The sequence below is a fragment of the Micromonospora sp. NPDC005979 genome, from assembly GCF_040614415.1.
Classification (GTDB): domain Bacteria; phylum Actinomycetota; class Actinomycetes; order Mycobacteriales; family Micromonosporaceae; genus Micromonospora.
In genome coordinates, this window is record NZ_JBEXUR010000010.1 from 182,689 (window position 1) to 198,754 (window position 16,066).

The window sequence follows — 16,066 nt, forward strand, 5'->3', positions numbered from 1 at the left end:
GTTCGGCGACGACGTGCGGGTGGGCGCGGGGTTCAGCGGGCACCGCGACCCGGACCGCTCACCGGCACGGGGCAGGCGGCAACGGGTGGCGTGGCGCGGAACTCAGCGGGAAACGACGCCCAAGCGAGCGGATGCCGGCGCGGTCGTGCGGCCGGGTCGGGTCGCGGCGGTGCGACCGCCGCTCGGGGTACGACGGTGCTCGTCGGTGCGCAAGACGCCATGCGTCATCGGGTCCTCCTCGGGTGTCCACGCCCTGGGGTACGTCCCGACGGCCGAAGTATCCTGGCTTCCGGATCGACGCTCTCCCCCGGCCTTCCAACCGCAGACACACGGCCGTGACTCGCGAGGGGGGATCACTCCCCGGTGACAGTGGCGGGACCGCGTCGGATTCGCACCGACTTCCTTGACTGCCGTCAGGCCGCGAATGCTGCCACACCCTCGCGCCGCCGGTCAACGCCGCCCCGACCCCGCCCGGGTGGGAGTGACGCACCGACGCTCCGGCGGGTGGCGCGGCGGCGGATCGGCGCACCGCGATGCCCCCCGGACCTGCACCCACCGTCCTTTGCTCTGCTTCCCCATAGGCGACACTGCGGCCCGCTGACTGTCGCGTATAGGGAAGCAGAGCAAAGGACGCTTCACACGCCCTGGCCAGCGCGATCGCTCAGCGTGGCGCCGCCCATCCGGGACGCTGGTCGGTCAGCCGGGCCCCGCGGGGACTCGGGGACGGTCTGACGCGGTGGGCTCAGCGGGCGTGGCGTTCCGGGTGTGCCCGATTCCACACCCGCATCCGCTCCGGGTAGCCGGTGCGGGCCGCCTCGTACAGCGGCACCGCGTGTTTGCGGGCGATGTCGCCCGCCGCACGGGGTGTGCCGGTGCGACGACGGATCCACTCCCCGTCGTGGGCGATCGCGACGACGGTGGTGTCGGTGGCTGTCGTCTCCGGTTCCAGGTAGAACTCCACGCCCCGCCGGCTGGTGACGAACGCCTCCAGCGCGGCAAGGTCCTCCCGGGTGGCCTCACGGTCCAGCTTCGTCGGCGTCGCCTCGGCGCTTCGAGACCGCCGGTTGAACCAGCCCATGCCCAGCCCCTCTCCTTCGACTCCGCTCCCAGTTGAGCACCGATTCCTGGCAATACGCTGCACGGCGGGTGGGAGAAATCTGACTCGTCCGGGGCGGAACCCGACGCGCGCGGGTGGTGTCATCAGTGCGAGTCCGACCGGAGGTTCCCCTGGACGACGACGTGCTCGTCAGCCGCGCCCGAACCGGTGACCTGGAGGCGTACGAGCTCCTGGTCGCCCGGCACACCGCGTCCGCGTACCGGACGGCGGTGCTGCTCGGCGCGGGTTCGGACTCCGAGGACGTCGTCCAGGAGGCGTTCGTGAAGGGCTACCGCAAGCTGTCCCGCTATCGGGGAGAGTCGTCCTTCCGCTCCTGGTTGCTCGCGATCGTCGCCAACGAGACCCGCAACCTGCACCGCTCCCGCACGCGCCGGGACGGCCTGGTCCTGCGGGCGGCGGCGAACCCCCCGCCCGAGGTCACCGAGGATGACGCCCTCGACGCCGTCCTGGCCGTCGAGCGTCGGGCCGCGCTGGTGGCGGCCCTGCGGCAACTGCCGGTACGCGACCGCGAAGTGATCGTCTGCCGGTTCTTCCTCGACCTCGGCGAGCAGGAGACGGGCGTCATGCTGGGCTGGCCCCGGGGAACGGTGAAGTCGCGTACCTCACGGGCACTGGCGAAGCTGCGCGCCCTGCTCGCCGACGAGGAGGTGCGTCATGGATGACCTCGCCCGGGACGACCTGGAAGCGGAGCTGCGTGACCTCGGCGACTGGCTGGTCACGCCCGCCACGCCGGACGTGACCGCACGGGTGCGCGACCGGCTCGTCGGGGACGTACGCGGGCGACGTCGGTGGCGCTCCCTGGCCGCGGCGGCGCTCGTTGCCCTGCTGGTCGCGGCGCTGCCGCCGACGCGTGCGGCCGTCGCCGACGCGGTCGGCGAGGTGCTGCGCTTCGCCGGCGTCGGCATCGTCACCTCGTCCAGGCCGTCGCCGCCCGAGGACGAGCCGTCACCCCTGCCGTCGCTGCGGATGGTGGGGCTCGACGAGGCGCGGCGGGCGGTGCGCTTCCCGATCCGTGTGCCGGCCGCGCTCGGTCCGCCGGAGCGGGTGTCGGTCGCCGACCCCGACGGCACCGGCGCGTACCGGGTCGCGACGCTGCTGTACGAGGGCGGCGCGGTGCGTCTCGACGCGTTCGACGGTCGCCTCGACCTGGCCTTCCACAAGCGGACCACCCGGCCGGGAGTGGAGTGGACGCAGGTCGAGGGCGACTTCGCCGTCTGGGTCGACGGCCCACACGTGCTGTCGTACGTCGACCGATCGGGACAGATCCGGCGAGAGACCGCGCGACTCGCCGCGTCGACCCTGATCTGGGAGCGGGCCGGCGTGAGCTACCGGCTGGAGGGCGCGCGCACCCAGGCCGAGGCGCTGGAGATCGCCGACTCGCTCCCCCGGTAGGACGTCAGAGAAATTCGCTGCGGTACGTCGAGGCCAGTTCCGCCGCGCGGCGGCGGCGTTCCACCAGTTCGTCGGGTGTCAACTGCGGTGGCGGCGCGTCCGCGCCCGCGACGACGTCACCGATCCGCATGAAGTACTCGTCCTGCCCGGCCGGGGTGCACATGCAGAGCATCCGGGCCGGCGCTCCCGAGACGTTGCGGAAGTTGTGCGGCGCGTTGGCCGGGATGTTGATCGTGGAGCCGGCCCGTACGGTGTGCTGCTCACCGCGGAAGGTGAACTCGATTTCGCCCTCCAGGATCGTGAACATCTCCTCGAAGTCGTGCCGGTGCGGCGGCGGCCCGCCGCCGTCGGGGACGCGCATGTCGATCAGGCAGTACCTGCCGTTGGTCTGCTCGCCCGTGATCAACATGCCGTAGGTGTTGCCGACCAGCGAGATGTACGTCGTACCAGGGTCGTCGGGGTCGGCGACGGTCAGCGAGCGGGACGGGTCATCGTCGGGGATCATCCTGGTTGCTCCTTCGGGGATCTCGGTGTTACAGCGACTCAACGATGCGGTCGGCGACGGCGCGTCGCGGGAAGGCCGCACGGGGTGGCTCAGACCGTGGGCGCGACGACGATGGTCTTGCCCGGCAACTCACCCTCGCCGGCCCGCGCGTGCAGGGCCGGCAGATCGGCCAGCGGCACCCGCTGGCCGACCTCGACGCGCAGCTCACCGGTGCCGACGCGGGCGACCAGGTCGGCGAGCTGATCGGCGTCGCTGCGCACGAACAGGTCGATGCCGCGCACGCCGCGCCCCTCGTCGGAGGGGGCGGGCATCCAGACGGTGGTGTTGACCAGGGCGCCACCGTCCCGGATCACGGTGACCAGCGCGGCCAACTGCTCCGGGGTGACCGGCGCGAGGTTGAGGACCAGGTCGACCGGCTGGGTCACCGCTTCGGTCACGTCGGTGGTGGTGTGGTCGATCACCTCGTCCGCGCCCGCGGTCCTGACCCGTTCGGCGCTGCGAGGGCTGGCCGTGGCGATGACCCGGGCGCCTACCTCCTTGGCCAGCTGCACGGCGTACCCGCCGACCGCTCCCCCGGCGCCGTTGATCAGCACCCGCTGGCCGGCGGTCAGCTTGCCGTGGTCGAACAGCGCCTGCCACGCGGTCAGGCCCACCAGCGGGAGCGCCGCCGCGTCGGCAAGCGGGATGTTCCCGGGCGCGCCGGTCAGGATCTCCGCCGGCGCGATCACGTACTCCGCGGACGCTCCGGTACCCGTCATCGGCAGGAAGCCGACGACCCGGTCGCCGACCGCGATGTCGTCGACGCCGTCACCGAGCGCGTCAACAGTGCCGGCGACGTCGAGGCCGGGAGTGTGCGGCAGCTCGACCGGGATCGGGCCCTGCATGAAGCCGGCCCGGATGTTGCCGTCGACACCGTTGAACGACGTCGCGGCGACCCGGATCCGGACCTGACCGGCACCGGGGGTGGGCAGCTCGACATCCTCGTAGCGCAGGACCTCGGGACCGCCGAACTCGTGAAAACGCACTGCCTTCATTGCTGGACCTGCTTTCGTCGGGTGTCGCTGGGGACGTCACCCAATCTGGCCGGATCCGGCGCGATTAGCCTGGGCCGGCTTGGCCCACCCTGAGGATCGTCGGTTCGCCGGCGGCGTCGACGATCTCGGCGAGACGCGCCGCGTCGGCCGATCCGGGCGCCGCGGTGAGCATCAGCGCCGCCAAATCATCACCCGGGATGGCGAGCATGCTGCCAACGAGCGTGACCGGGCCGGCGTCCGGATGGATGAACGCGGCACTGCTCTCGTGGGCCGCCACCGGTCGTGGCACCCGCCACAGGTCGTCGAACCGGCGGCTCCGACTCCGTAGCTCGTCCACCAGCGCGGCGAGTGGCACGTCGGCGGGGTAGCGCAATTGCGCGCTCCGCAGCCGGGCGACCAGGACTGCCTCATGATCGGTCGCGTCGGCGGCGGACTGCTTGAAGCCGTCGAAGGGATCGCAGAACGACCGCCAGGCGATGTTCCACTCCCACGGGTCCCCGGTGAGCTGCCAGTGCTTCAGGGCCAGGAAGGCGCCGTTCACGGCGACCAGGTTCATCGCCGCGTCGGAGACGAACATCGGAGTGTCGGTGAACCGTTCGAGCAGCCGCATCGCACCCGGGCCGACCTCGGTCGGCACCTGCCCGTCCGCGGCGGCGTACCCGGCCAGCGCGCAGAGCCGCTCGTAATCGGCCCGCCCGGCGCGCAGGGCGCGGGCGATGGCGTTCACCACCCCGGCCGAAGGGTGGCTGCGCCCCTGCTCCAACCGGCGCACGTAGTCGGCGGACATCCCGGCCAGCTCGCCGAGCTCCTCCCGCCGCAACCCTTGGGTCCGTCGACGGCCTACCGGCAGGCCGACCTTCTCCGGAGCAGTGCTCTCCCGCAACTGGCGCAGGGCGGTGCCGAACTCGTGACGTTCCACGGCGCCAAGTGTGCCCGAAGAGGTGGTCGGCGCAGGTGGCGGCACCCCGGCCGAGGAACCCGCCCGGCCCGGGCGGTGTCTGACTGGTGCGGGACATCCGTATGAGAGGGGGCGCAATGATCACCTGGGGCAGTTTCGTGCTGGGGTCGGTACTGGTGGTGGCGGGCTGCTCGGTCGGGGAGCGGGCCACGCCGTCGGAGGCCGGCGCCCCCACCACGCCGACCGGCTGCGCGGGACACGTCGAGACGGGTTCACTGCCCGACTGGGCGGACGAGGGGTTCCACGGGGACACCCGTATGCCACACGTCTTCGGCGCACGGGGTGAGATCGTGGCGGTGCTGTTCGGCCACCCGCTGGCGCAGGTCCGACCGGACGCGTCGAGCAACAAGATCCTCTGGGTGGCCCGACCTGCGACGACCTCGCCGGACCCGGGCGAGTCGACCACGCTGAAGATCACCGCGACGCTGGACGGCACCGACACCAGGGTGGCGCACGAGGTCGCCGGCGGGCCGGGCCCGTCGATCATCGACCTGCCCGAGGCGGGGTGCTGGCATCTCGACCTGCGGTGGGCCGGGCGCACCGACACGATGGATCTCGTCTACGCCGAACGGAAGCCGTGAGGGCGGGGACAACCCTCCCGCCATATCCAACATATACCGCATGGGGGGACTTGCGGCAAGGCCCCCGTCGTGCCGCAGAATGGCCCGTCCAAGGCCATGACCTGCGGAAACGGGAGCCATGAGGATGAACGTGTCGTCGGCGGCGGCCAGTGTGTTCGACCTACCGGAGAACCTCGCGGCCAAGGCCGACCCGGCGCTCGTCGCCCGGGACGAGCAGCACTTCGCCGTGATCGCGGCGAGCCTCGAGCGATCCACCGCCGAGCTGTCCGACCGGCTCGACGCCGAGCGCCGGGCGCCCGCCGGCAAGGGTCGGCAGGCGGTCGTCCGGGACGAGGAGGTCCGACGGCTGACCGCCCGCCTGCGTGCGCTATCTCGTTTCGGTCTGGATCTGTGTCTCGGCCGCATGGTCCACGTTGACGACCCCGAGCCCGTCTACATCGGACGCTTTGGCCTCAGCGACGGCGATGGCCGCCGGCTGTTGCTCGACTGGCGCTCACCGGCCGCCGCGCCGTTCTTCGGAGCAACCCACGCCAACCCGATGGGCCTCGCGAGTCGACGCCGGTACCGCTGGACACTCGGCCGGATCAGCGACTACTGGGACGAGGTGTTCACCCCGGACGGGTTCGAGGGGCACGCCGCGCTGGACGACCAGTCGGCGTTCATCGCCAGCCTGGGCGGCAACCGGTCGGCCCGGATGCGCGACGTGCTCGGCACCATCCAGGCCGACCAGGACGCCATCATCCGGGCCGGGTCCCGTGGCGCGCTCGTCGTCGACGGCGGTCCGGGCACGGGCAAGACCGTCGTCGCCCTGCACCGCACCGCGTACCTGCTCTACTCCGACCCACGCCTGCGGCAGGGTCGCGGCGGGGTGCTGTTCGTCGGGCCGCACCAGCCCTACCTGGCGTACGTCGCCGACGTCCTGCCCAGCCTCGGCGAAGAGGACGTGCAGACCTGCACCCTGCGGGACCTCGTACCGCAGGGCGCCTCGGCCGTCGCCGAGAGCGACCCGGAGGTGGACCGCCTCAAGTCCTCGCTCGGCCTGGTACGGGCGATCGACGCGGCCGTCCGCTTCTACGAGGAGCCGCCCAGGACGGCGCTGACCGTCACGGCGGGCGACACCGATATCCGGCTGAGCGCCGACGACTGGGCCCAGGCGTTCGAGGCGCCCGGACCGGGCACCCCGCACAACGAGGCCCGTGACGAAATCTGGGACGAGCTGCTGAGCATCCTGCTCGGCAGGTACGACGGCGACGAACCCGAGGACCTCGTCCGCGCGTCGCTGCGGCGCGACGCGGACCTTCGTACGACGGTCAACCGCGCCTGGCCGCTGCTCGACGCGGCCGACATCGTCGCGGACCTGTGGTCGGTACCCGCCTATCTGCGCAGGTGCGCCCCCTGGCTCGGTCCCGACGACGTCCGCCGGCTCCAGCGCGCCGACGCCCGCGCGTGGACGGTGTCCGACCTGCCGCTGCTGGACGCGGCACGACAGCGGCTCGGCGATGCGGAGGCGTCGGGGCGTACCCGCCGCCGCGAGGCCACGATCGCCGCCGAACGGGCACGCATGGCGACGGTCGTCGACGAGCTGATCGAGGCGCACGCCTACGACGACGGCGAGGGCGTGCTGTCGAGTCTGCGCCAACTGGACCTGCAGGACGCGCTTGTCGACGAGGCCGTCCTGCCGGGCGTCGCCGCGGATCTGTTGGCCGGCCCGTTCGCGCACATCGTGGTGGACGAGGCGCAGGAGCTGACCGACGCGCAGTGGCAGATGCTGCTGTCGCGGTGCCCGTCGCGCAGCTTCACCATCGTCGGGGACCGGGCCCAGGCGCGGCACGGGTTCACCGGGTCGTGGCGGGAGCGGCTCGCCCGCGTCGGGCTCGACGAGGTGACCCTGACCTCGTTGACCGTCAACTACCGGACGCCCCGGGAGGTCATGGAGCAGGCCGAACCGGTCGTCCGGGCCGTCCTCCCGGACGCGAACGTGCCGACCTCGATCCGCGGCAACGGGATCCCCGTCACCCACGGATCGGTGCGCGACCGGGACGCGATCGTCGACGGCTGGCTCGCGGAGCACGCCGAGGGGATCGCCTGCGTCATCGGGGACCCCACGTTCCGGCCGGTGACGAATCGCGTCCGGTCGCTGACCCCGGAACTGTCCAAGGGGCTGGAGTTCGACCTGGTCGTCCTCGTCGATCCGGAGGCGTTCGGTGAGGGCGTCCAGGGGGCGGTCGACAGGTACGTCGCGATGACGCGCGCGACCCAGCGGCTCGTCGTGCTCACCGACTAGGCTGCCGGGCGTGCCGGACGACGTGCGGGAGGCGGCGGCGCACAACAACGCGCAATGGTGCGACGTGGTGTGCGCCAGCCACGGGCTGGTCGGCCGGATCGACGCCGACGCGTGGTCGGTGCCCCGCCGCTCCCCACCCTGGTATCCGGACGCGGTCACCCTGCGCCCCGGCGTCGACCCCGAAGCGCTGCTCGCGCGGATCGACGCCGGGGCCGGCGCGTCGGTGAAGGACAGCTTCGCCGACCTCGACCTGGCGGCGTACGGGTTCCGGGTCCTCTTCGACGCGCAGTGGATCCACCGCCCACCCACCGAGCCCCCGGACGGCCCGCCGCTCACTCCGGTCACCACCGGGCCCGGGCTGGCGGCCTGGGCGAGCGCGCACGGCGGTGGGGAGCTGTTCCGCCCGGCGCTGCTGGCCGACCCGCGAATCCGGGTGCTGGCCCACTACGACGAGAACGGCACGGTCAGCGGCGGTGCGGTGGTCAGCGGCGACGACCCGTGCGGCGTCTCCAACCTGTTAAGCACCACGGACGACCCGGACGAGATCTGGCGTGCGGTCGTCGTCACCCGCCCCGGCGTCACCCTGCTCGGCTACGAGTCCGCGCCCGACCTGCCCCCGGCCTGCCGAGCCGGCTTCCTCCCCATCGGCCCCCTGCGCGTCTGGCTCCGGTGACCATGAAGTTGTTGACGTGACACGCCGGCATCGCTGACAACAACTTCATGATCACCGGGACAAGGTTCGGTCAGCCCAGGCGGGTCAGGTCCTCCGGGGTCAGGTGGAGGGACGCGGCGGCGATGTTCTCCTCGAGGTGTGCGGGGTCGCCGGTGCCGGGGATGGCGAGGACGTGCGGGCCCTGGTGCAGGGTCCAGGCCAGGCGTACCTGCGAGGGGGTGACGCCGTGGTCGCGGGCGACCGCCTCGACGGCCGCGCCCGGCGCGGCGGTCGCTCCCGCCTCGCGGGACGTTCCGGCCAGCGCGAAGAACGGCACGTAGGCGATTCCCCGCTCGCCGCAGGCCCGGACGAAGGCGTCCTGTTCACGGTAGGCGTCCACGCCGTAGTTGTTCTGGACGCAGACCACGGGCGCGATGCCGGCCACCTCGTCCAGTTGCTCGGGCCGGACGTTGGACAGCCCGAGGTGCCGGATCAGCCCGGCGTCGCGCAGCTCGGCCAGGGCGCCGAACCGCTCGGCCAGCGGCACCGCCCCCGGCCCCCGGCCGAGCCGTAGGTTCACCACGTCGAGCTGGTCGCGGCCGAGACGACGCAGGTTCTCCTCGACCTGCGCGCGCAACTGGGCGGGAGTGACCGCCTCGCGGAACCCGTCCACCGGGTCGTACCCGAAGCCGACCTTGGTCACGATCACCAGATCCTCCGGGTACGGAGCGAGGGCGGCGTGGATCAGCTCGGTGGCGTACCGGGCGGGACCGGTGCCCACCCGCAGGGTTCCGCCGGGCGAGACGTAGAACGCGGCCGTGTCGATGTGGTTGACGCCCAGCTCGACGGCGCGGCGCAGCAGCGCGATCGCGCGCTCGCGGTCGGGGTTCGCGGTGATCCGCATCGAGCCGAAGCCCATCCGGCGCACCGTGCGGTCGCCCAGGGTCCAGGTGCCCGCCGCGGCGGCGGTGATCTCGTCGGTTGGCATCGGGCGACCGTAGCCAGCACGGGGGCGCGGCGCACTCGGCCGCGCGCCCGATACCGGTACGCCCTGATCCGGGCTAGTTTTGTTGTGCTGCCGACGACTGCTCGGCGACGGCCTCTTCGGACTCCCGCTCGGCGGCGCGCGGCGGGCGCAGCGCCGGCACCAGCGCCAACGTCGGCAGGAGCAGCAGCGGCACCACCAGCAGCGCCCGCAGGACGCCGACGTGGTCGCCGAGCAGCCCGAGCAGCGGCGGGCCACCCAGGAAGGCCGTGTAGCCGATCACGGCGACGACGCTGACCCGTACCGCCGCGTGCGCCTCCTCGTCGGCCGCCGCGCTCATGCCGACGGGGAAGCCGAGTGACGCGCCGATCCCCCACAGCGCGACGCCGACGATGGCCACCGGTCCCGAGCCGGCCAGCACGGCCAGCGTCGCGCCGGCGGCGGCGAGCAGGACGGTGCCGGTGAGGACCGGCACCCGCCCCCAACGGTCCAGCGCGACCGTGCCGGCGGTGCGACCGAGGGTCATGCCGACGACGAACACACCGAAGACCGCGGCACCGGCCGCCTCGCTCAGGTCCCGGCCGTCCACGAACGCGACCGCCAGCCAGTCGTTGGCGCTGCCCTCGGTGAAGGCCGCCACCAGCACGAACAGCCCGATCAGCAGGGTGCGCGGCTCGCGCCAGGCGGCGAGCTGGGCCCGCCGACGGCCAGCCGGGCTGGTGTCCGTCGGCCCGTTGGCCGCGTCCACGACGGGCTGGGGCAGGTACGCCCGGGACGCGAAGAAGGTGCCGACCAGGACCACCACGGCCACCACGGCGAGGTGCGCGCCCACCGGCACGTCCAGGCGGGCCGCCCCGGCGCCGACGCCCGCGCCGGCCACCGACCCGAGGCTCCAGGCCGCGTGGAAACGGGGCATCACGGTACGCCCCAACCGACGCTCCACGGCGGCGCCCTCGACGTTCATCGCCACGTCACACGCGCCGGAGCCGTAGCCGAAGGCGACCATGCCCAGCGCGACGACGGCGGCCGACCCGGCGACCGTCGCGCCCAACCCGGCCACGATCAGGCCCACCGCGACCAGCACGGTGGCGAGGGTCACCGTGCGGGCGGAGCCGAGGCGCTGGGCGAGCAGCCCGGACGTCGGCATGGCGAGCAGCGCGCCGACGCTCAACGCGAGCAACAGCAGCCCGAGGCGGCCGGCGGACAGGTCCAGCGCCTCCCGGACGGCCGGCACCCGGGAGAACCAGCTACCGACGGCCAGGCCGTTCAGGGTGAAGGTCAGGGCGACGCCGTTGCGGGCGAGCACGACGGCCCGCGCCGGCGCGGTGGCGTCCGGGGCGACGGCGGGACTGGTGGGGGCACTCACGGGGTGGTCCTCTTCCTGGGGGGTGATCTCCTGGCACGATCGCACACCTGAGAGCGCTACCACCACAAGCGGGCCCCGCCCCTTACCGCAAGCCCGCAGGTCGGGGGATGATGGCTGGCAGGCGCACGCCCGCGGGGGGCGGGCGTCGTCGGGGAGGACACGATGACGGCAGCGGCACAGCGGCCAGCCACCCTGGAGGACGTCGCCCGGGCCGCCGGAGTGTCCCGATCCACCGCCTCGCGGGTGATCGCCGGCACCGGGTTCGCCTCGCCGGCCGCCCGGGCACGGGTGGTGACGGCCGCCGACCAGCTCGGCTACGTGCCCAACCCGGCCGCGCGCGCACTGGTCCGCGGCGGCGGCGTACGGCTGGTGGTGGCCGCCCTGGGGGCCAGCGCGGCCGTGCTGGACGACCCGTACGTGGACCGCGTGGTCGGCTCGGCCGCCCGGGTGTGCGCGCCGGCCGGCGTCGGGGTGGCCCTGCACTGGCTGGCGCTGGGCGACCCGCGCGGCCTCGACCAGCTCGCCGCCGACCGCAGCGTGTGCGGGGTCGTGCTGGTCAACACCACCGAGGACCTGCTGGCGGCCGTACCCCGGGCGCTGCACGGCCGGATCGCCTCGATCGGCATCGGCTCGGCCACGGTGCCGTCGTTCGACGTCGACAACACCACCGGCGCGGGCGCGGTGTTACGCCACCTGTACGGGACGGGCCGCCGTCGGATCGCCATGGTGACCGGTCCGCGGTGGCTGCCGTGCGCGCAGCGGCCGGTGCGGGCGTACCGCCACCTGATGCGCGAGGCCGGCCTGCCGGAGCGGGTCGTGCGGGGGGACTTTACGGCGGCGCGGGGCCGGGAGGCGGCCGGCGAGGCGCTGCGGCGCTGGCCGGACGTCGACGCGATCTACGCGATCAGCGACGAGACGGCCCTCGGGGTGATCGCGGAGCTGCGCGAGGGCGGCGTCCGGGTGCCCGGTGACGTCGCGGTGGCCGGCTTCGACGACATCCCACTGGCCGGCATGACCGCGCCGGCGCTGACCACCGCCAGCCACCCGGTGGGCCGGATCGCCGCTGCGGCGGCCGCCGCCGTGCTGGCCGGTCGCCCCGGAGCGCCGGTGACGCTTTTCCCGTCCGACCTGGTGGCCCGGGACAGCGCCTGAGCGGCCGGCCGGTTAACCGGCGGCCGGCCGGGTAACCGCCTCGCACCTCTCGTCGACCGCGAGGAGTTGGTGGCCCGTGTCCGACCCCGCGCCGCCGAGCCGGGCGCCCGCGCAGGGTCACCGGCACGGCCGGTTGACCACACGCCCACACCCGCCGGTGGTGGCCGGGCCGAGCGGCATCGTGCCGCTGCCCGGCGGTGACGGTGGCCGGCCCGCGATGGCGTACGTGCCGGAGCCGGCCGCCGACGGGGCCGCGTACCGGCTGGTGGTGCTCCTGCACGGGGCGGGTGGCTCCGCCCGGCACGGCCTGGACCTGCTGCTTCCGGTCGCGGACGCGCACCACCTGCTGCTGATCGCCCCGCAGTCGTCGGCGACCAGTTGGGACCTGATCGCCGGTGGCCTCGGGGTGGACGTCGGGCACATCGACGCGTTGCTGGCCAGCGCGTTCGACGGCTACCCGGTACAGGGTGTGACGCTCGGCGGTTTCTCCGACGGCGCGTCGTACGCGCTCTCGCTGGGCCTGGCCAACGGCGACCTGGTCGACGCGGTGCTGGCCTTCTCCCCCGGCTTCGCCGCGCCGCCGGTCGTCCGTGGGCGACCACGGATCTTCGTCTCGCACGGGGTGGACGACCCGGTGCTGCCCGTCGACGTGTGCAGCCGCCGCTTCGTGCCGCACCTGCGCGGGATCGGCTACGACGTCACCTACGAGGAGTTCCCCGGCGGGCATGAGCTGCCCGCCGCAATCCGCGCGAGGGCCACCGGGTGGCTCACCGGTTAGGTTAGACGGCGGGCAGGCCGAGGGCCGCGTCCACGCGGGCCAGGACGGCGACGTCGTCGTCGGGGTGGACGCCCCGCAGCAGGTCGATCGCCGTCGCCCGGACCTGGCCGATGATCATGGCGAGGGGGAGGGTCTGGGTCGACCCGAAGAGCTGCCCCGCGGTACGGACCGCAGCCAGCGCCGCCTCGTCGGCCCGCAGGGCGTGCCGGTCGGCGGCCTCCTCCTGCCCGTCCAGGTCGGCGGCGAGCGCCGCGCCGGCCTCCCGGACCGCCTCCACCAGGCAGCGCAGCGCGTCGCCCAGTTCGGGCGGGGTGGGGGTCCCGAGTCGACTGAGCGTCACCCCCGCGCGGGCCAGCACCCGGACGTTGCGGACCACGTAGTCGATCTGCCGGACCGACTCGTCCACCGACCGCAACCGGCCGATGTGCCGGCGTCGGCGCACGTTGAGCCGCAGCGCCTCGCCGGCGGCCAGCACGCCGTCCCGCAGCCCGTCGACCCGGGCGTCCATGCCCCGGGCCCGCGCCAGGGCGGCCACCGCCGCCGGCTCGTCGCGCCCGTCCAACGCGTCGGCGATCTCGCCCAGCAGACCGGCCAGCTCGTCGAACGTGCGCCGCACCTCGGCGACGAGCGGCGCGAGCGGGTGCCGGGCGTCGACGAGGAGGCTGACGGCGAGCGCCACCGCGCCGCCGATCAGCGCGTCGACGAAGCGGAACGGCACCAGCGACCCGTCCGGCGGCGCGACCACCACCAGGTAGAGCGCGGAGACGGCGGCCTGCACGAGGGTGACGCCGGTGGCGCCGAAGGCGACCGCGAGCAGAACGGTGAGCAGAATGACCGTGCAGACCGTCCACGTGCTGCCGGGGCCCAGCGCCTGCACGACCAGGTCCGCGACGAGCACCCCGGCGGCCACCCCGAGCACGACCTCGACGGCCCGCCGGATGCGCTGCCCACGGGCCTGACCGAGGACGATCAGCGCGGCGGCCGGCGCGAAGAACGGCTGTGGATGCCCGAGCAGGCGGGTGGCGAGCAGCCAGGCCACGGTCGCCGCGACGGTCGCCTCCAGCACCGGCCGCCACCCCTGGCGCAACCGGTGGCCGGCGACCCGCAGGCCCGCGAACCACGCCATCGCCACCTCCCACCGGTCGACCGACGCGTTGTACGGCCGTCAGCGATCACCGGCGTCCGCCGGCTCGCTCCTTCCGCGATCGTCCACCATCGCGCGGCGCAGCCGCCGACCGGGCCGCCCGCCGACCGCCGTCGCGCGATCACCGGCCCCCGGTCACCTCCCGGTCAGGGCGCGCAGCAGCGTACGGACGGCGTCCGCGAGATCGGCGCGGCTGGCCGGGGTGCCCGGGGTCGGGGCGGTGAGCGCGCCCGTGCCGACCAGCCGGTCGAAGAGCAACCCGTCGACGTACGCGACGAACTGGTCGCCCTGCCGGTCCGGGTCGGTGGCGCCGGCGCGGGTCAGCAGGTCGCGGGACTGGACCCGGATGCCGGTGCCATGTCGCAGGATGCCGCGTAGTTCGGGGCGGTGCACCGCCTCCAGCAGGCAGGCGTAGCGGGCCAGGGTACGACTGCGTCCCACGCTCAGCCACCGGTCGAGCACCTCGGCCACCCCGGCGGCCAGCTGGTCGAGGTCGTCGCCGTCCAGGCGCGGACCGGGTTGCGGGGCAGGCGGCTCGGTCGGCAGGTCGTACGCGGCCAGGTCGACCCGGTCCCGCTCGACGAGGCGCTGCACCACCGCCTCGATCAGCGCCTGGCGGGTGCGCAGGTACGCCGATGTGGTGCCGGGCGGCAGCTCGGCGCGGGCGTCGACGGCCCGGTGGGTGAGCGCCCGCATGCCGCCATCGGCGATCAGTTCGATGGCCGCGTCGGTCAGCAGCGCGATCCGGTGGGCGCGGGCGTTCAACGGGGTTCCTCCTCTGCGCGGTGCGCAGGTAGTATCGCTCTTCTACAGGTGTAGAAAGGTGGTCGACATGAGCGACTCGCACGCCGTGGTGGTCGGCGGCGGCATCGGCGGGCTGAGCGCGGCGCTCGCCCTGCACCGGCGCGGCTGGCGGGTCACCGTGCTGGAACGCGCCCCGGAGCTGCGCGAGGTGGGCGCCGGCCTGACTCTGATGACCAACGCGCTACGCGCCCTGGACGCCCTCGGCCTCAGCTCGGCCCTGCGGTCCAACGCGCACGCCGAGGCCCCCGGTGGGGTCCGCGACCGACAGGGCCGGTGGCTGTCCCGCATGGACGCGGCAGAGATGGTCCGACAGCTCGGCACCAGCGCGCTCGGCGTCCACCGGGCCACCCTGCACCGCATCCTGCGCGAGGCGCTGCCCGCGTCGTCGCTGCACACCGGGGCCGAGGTCGAGCACGTCGACTCCGACCCCGACCGCGCGACGGTGCGCTACCGCGGGCCCGATGGCCCGCGAACCCTCCACGCCGACCTGGTGGTCGGCGCCGACGGCCTGCGCAGCCGGCTGCGCGCCCAGCTCTGGCCGGAGATTCCCGCCCCGGTGTACGCGGGCTCGACGGCCTGGCGGGCCGCCATCGCGTTCCCGGAACCGATCCCGACGGCGATCACCTGGGGCCCGGCCGCCGAGTTCGGCATGGTGCCGATCGGCGACGGCTGGCTCTACTGGTACGCGGCCCGCAACGCCCCGCCCGGCGGCCACGCCCCGGACGAGCTGGCGGCGGTTCGGGAGCACTTCGGCACATGGCACGACCCCATCCCCGCGCTGTTGGCGGCGACCCCGCCCGAGGCGGTGCTGCGCAACGACATCCACCACCTGGCCACACCGCTGCCGTCCTACGTGCGGGGCCGGGTGGCGCTGCTCGGCGACGCGGCCCACGCGATGACGCCGAACCTCGGGCAGGGCGCCGGCCAGGCCATCGAGGACGCGGTGGTGCTCGGCGCGGCCTGCGCCGGGGGCGCGCAGGGGTTGCCGGCCGCCCTGGCGGCGTACGACGAGCAGCGTCGCCCGCGCACCCAGGCCATCGCCCGCGCGTCCCTGCGCGCCGGGAGGTACGGCCAGCAACTGCGGAACCCTCTGGCCCTCGCGGCCCGTACCGCCGCGCTGCGCCTCGTCCCGGCCAGCGTCACGCTGCGGAGCATGACCTGGTGCGTCGACTGGCGACCGCCGCAGGGCTGAGTCGCCCGTCAGTACGGCCGGCGGCGCAAAGCTTCAGTCTATTCTTCGGGACCGCTCGCTGCCTCGGCCAAATACGACAGTGCGCCGGTACAATCGGCGACTACCTAGTGACCGATCGCTGA

General features: G+C 74.0%; 16 protein-coding genes and 1 riboswitch. Of the genes, 8 read left to right on the forward strand and 8 right to left on the reverse strand.

Annotated features, from left to right (window positions below):
- Nucleotides 1–275: 275 nt before the first annotated feature.
- Nucleotides 276–405, reverse strand: a riboswitch (cobalamin riboswitch).
- Nucleotides 406–742: 337 nt separating this feature from the next.
- Entirely contained in the window at nt 743–1,078 is a 336-nt protein-coding gene (locus tag ABZ272_RS18710) for a hypothetical protein (RefSeq protein WP_355051187.1), read from the reverse strand.
- A gap of 125 nt (nt 1,079–1,203) precedes the next feature.
- Between ABZ272_RS18710 and ABZ272_RS18715 the strand changes: the two genes are divergently transcribed.
- Nucleotides 1,204–1,779, forward strand: coding sequence for an RNA polymerase sigma factor (locus tag ABZ272_RS18715; RefSeq protein ID WP_355051188.1), 576 nt, complete (start codon nt 1,204–1,206; stop codon nt 1,777–1,779).
- Entirely contained in the window at nt 1,772–2,509 is a 738-nt protein-coding gene (locus ABZ272_RS18720) for a hypothetical protein (RefSeq protein WP_355051189.1), read from the forward strand. Before ABZ272_RS18715 ends, ABZ272_RS18720 begins: the two co-directional genes overlap by 8 nt.
- 4 nt (nt 2,510–2,513) lie before the next feature.
- Here ABZ272_RS18720 and ABZ272_RS18725 read toward each other — a convergent pair whose 3' ends face one another.
- The 3 genes from ABZ272_RS18725 to ABZ272_RS18735 all read right to left on the reverse strand — a co-directional run bounded on the left by ABZ272_RS18725 (nt 2,514) and on the right by ABZ272_RS18735 (nt 4,967).
- The gene (locus ABZ272_RS18725; RefSeq protein WP_355051190.1) at nt 2,514–3,014 is read right to left on the reverse strand and encodes a cupin domain-containing protein; all 501 of its coding nucleotides are present in this window, start codon (nt 3,012–3,014) and stop codon (nt 2,514–2,516) included.
- 89 nt (nt 3,015–3,103) lie between these two features.
- Complete coding sequence (locus ABZ272_RS18730; RefSeq protein WP_355051191.1) at nt 3,104–4,048, reverse strand: NADP-dependent oxidoreductase; 945 nt, start codon at nt 4,046–4,048, stop codon at nt 3,104–3,106.
- 64 nt (nt 4,049–4,112) lie between these two features.
- Nucleotides 4,113–4,967: a helix-turn-helix domain-containing protein gene (locus ABZ272_RS18735; RefSeq protein ID WP_355051192.1), complete on the reverse strand. Its 855-nt coding sequence runs from the start codon at nt 4,965–4,967 to the stop codon at nt 4,113–4,115.
- Nucleotides 4,968–5,083: 116 nt separating this feature from the next.
- On the opposite strand from ABZ272_RS18735, the gene ABZ272_RS18740 reads away from it, so the two are divergent.
- The 3 genes from ABZ272_RS18740 (at nt 5,084) to ABZ272_RS18750 (ending at nt 8,544) form a co-directional block, all read left to right on the forward strand.
- The gene (locus ABZ272_RS18740) at nt 5,084–5,587 is read left to right on the forward strand and encodes a hypothetical protein (protein WP_355051193.1); all 504 of its coding nucleotides are present in this window, start codon (nt 5,084–5,086) and stop codon (nt 5,585–5,587) included.
- A 124-nt stretch (nt 5,588–5,711) separates the two neighbouring features.
- Nucleotides 5,712–7,871, forward strand: a complete 2,160-nt coding sequence (gene helR / locus ABZ272_RS18745; protein WP_355051194.1) for an RNA polymerase recycling motor ATPase HelR — start codon at nt 5,712–5,714, stop codon at nt 7,869–7,871.
- A gap of 10 nt (nt 7,872–7,881) precedes the next feature.
- Nucleotides 7,882–8,544 (forward strand): hypothetical protein, encoded by a 663-nt coding sequence (locus tag ABZ272_RS18750; RefSeq protein ID WP_355051195.1) that lies wholly within the window; start codon nt 7,882–7,884, stop codon nt 8,542–8,544.
- A gap of 70 nt (nt 8,545–8,614) precedes the next feature.
- On the opposite strand, the gene ABZ272_RS18755 is transcribed toward ABZ272_RS18750, so the two are convergent.
- Together ABZ272_RS18755 and ABZ272_RS18760 are read right to left on the reverse strand one after the other, a co-directional pair.
- Nucleotides 8,615–9,511 (reverse strand): aldo/keto reductase, encoded by an 897-nt coding sequence (locus tag ABZ272_RS18755; RefSeq protein WP_355051196.1) that lies wholly within the window; start codon nt 9,509–9,511, stop codon nt 8,615–8,617.
- 73 nt (nt 9,512–9,584) lie between these two features.
- A complete protein-coding gene (locus tag ABZ272_RS18760) occupies nt 9,585–10,874 on the reverse strand; it encodes an MFS transporter (protein ID WP_355051197.1) in 1,290 nt (429 codons plus the stop codon).
- Between the two features lie 162 nt (nt 10,875–11,036).
- Between ABZ272_RS18760 and ABZ272_RS18765 the strand changes: the two genes are divergently transcribed.
- Both ABZ272_RS18765 and ABZ272_RS18770 read left to right on the forward strand, forming a co-directional pair.
- Nucleotides 11,037–12,026 carry a LacI family DNA-binding transcriptional regulator gene (locus ABZ272_RS18765; RefSeq protein WP_355051198.1) on the forward strand — a complete coding sequence of 330 codons (990 nt, stop codon included), beginning with the start codon at nt 11,037–11,039 and terminating at the stop codon, nt 12,024–12,026.
- 76 nt (nt 12,027–12,102) lie between these two features.
- On the forward strand, nt 12,103–12,804 hold the full coding sequence (locus ABZ272_RS18770; RefSeq protein WP_355051199.1) for a phospholipase: 702 nt from the start codon (nt 12,103–12,105) through the stop codon (nt 12,802–12,804).
- A 1-nt stretch (nt 12,805) separates the two neighbouring features.
- On the opposite strand, the gene ABZ272_RS18775 is transcribed toward ABZ272_RS18770, so the two are convergent.
- Nucleotides 12,806–13,930: an FUSC family protein gene (locus ABZ272_RS18775; RefSeq protein ID WP_355051200.1), complete on the reverse strand. Its 1,125-nt coding sequence runs from the start codon at nt 13,928–13,930 to the stop codon at nt 12,806–12,808.
- 153 nt (nt 13,931–14,083) lie between these two features.
- Complete coding sequence (locus ABZ272_RS18780; protein WP_355051201.1) at nt 14,084–14,713, reverse strand: TetR/AcrR family transcriptional regulator; 630 nt, start codon at nt 14,711–14,713, stop codon at nt 14,084–14,086.
- 67 nt (nt 14,714–14,780) lie between these two features.
- Between ABZ272_RS18780 and ABZ272_RS18785 the strand changes: the two genes are divergently transcribed.
- Nucleotides 14,781–15,944, forward strand: a complete 1,164-nt coding sequence (locus tag ABZ272_RS18785) for an FAD-dependent oxidoreductase (RefSeq protein WP_355051202.1) — start codon at nt 14,781–14,783, stop codon at nt 15,942–15,944.
- Nucleotides 15,945–16,066: the final 122 nt, after the last annotated feature.

Excerpts from the sequence above, each read along its gene's own strand:
- ABZ272_RS18740 (WP_355051193.1), top strand. The coding sequence starts at position 5,084 with ATGATCACCTGGGGCAGTTTCGTGCTGGGGTCGGTACTGGTGGTGGCG.
- ABZ272_RS18720 (WP_355051189.1), top strand. The coding sequence starts at position 1,772 with ATGGATGACCTCGCCCGGGACGACCTGGAAGCGGAGCTGCGTGACCTC.
- ABZ272_RS18755 (WP_355051196.1), bottom strand. The coding sequence starts at position 9,511 with ATGCCAACCGACGAGATCACCGCCGCCGCGGCGGGCACCTGGACCCTG.
- ABZ272_RS18775 (WP_355051200.1), bottom strand. The coding sequence starts at position 13,930 with ATGGCGTGGTTCGCGGGCCTGCGGGTCGCCGGCCACCGGTTGCGCCAG.
- helR (WP_355051194.1), top strand. The coding sequence starts at position 5,712 with ATGAACGTGTCGTCGGCGGCGGCCAGTGTGTTCGACCTACCGGAGAAC.
- ABZ272_RS18785 (WP_355051202.1), top strand. The coding sequence starts at position 14,781 with ATGAGCGACTCGCACGCCGTGGTGGTCGGCGGCGGCATCGGCGGGCTG.
- ABZ272_RS18725 (WP_355051190.1), bottom strand. The coding sequence starts at position 3,014 with ATGATCCCCGACGATGACCCGTCCCGCTCGCTGACCGTCGCCGACCCC.
- ABZ272_RS18765 (WP_355051198.1), top strand. The coding sequence starts at position 11,037 with ATGACGGCAGCGGCACAGCGGCCAGCCACCCTGGAGGACGTCGCCCGG.
- ABZ272_RS18730 (WP_355051191.1), bottom strand. The coding sequence starts at position 4,048 with ATGAAGGCAGTGCGTTTTCACGAGTTCGGCGGTCCCGAGGTCCTGCGC.
- ABZ272_RS18710 (WP_355051187.1), bottom strand. The coding sequence starts at position 1,078 with ATGGGCTGGTTCAACCGGCGGTCTCGAAGCGCCGAGGCGACGCCGACG.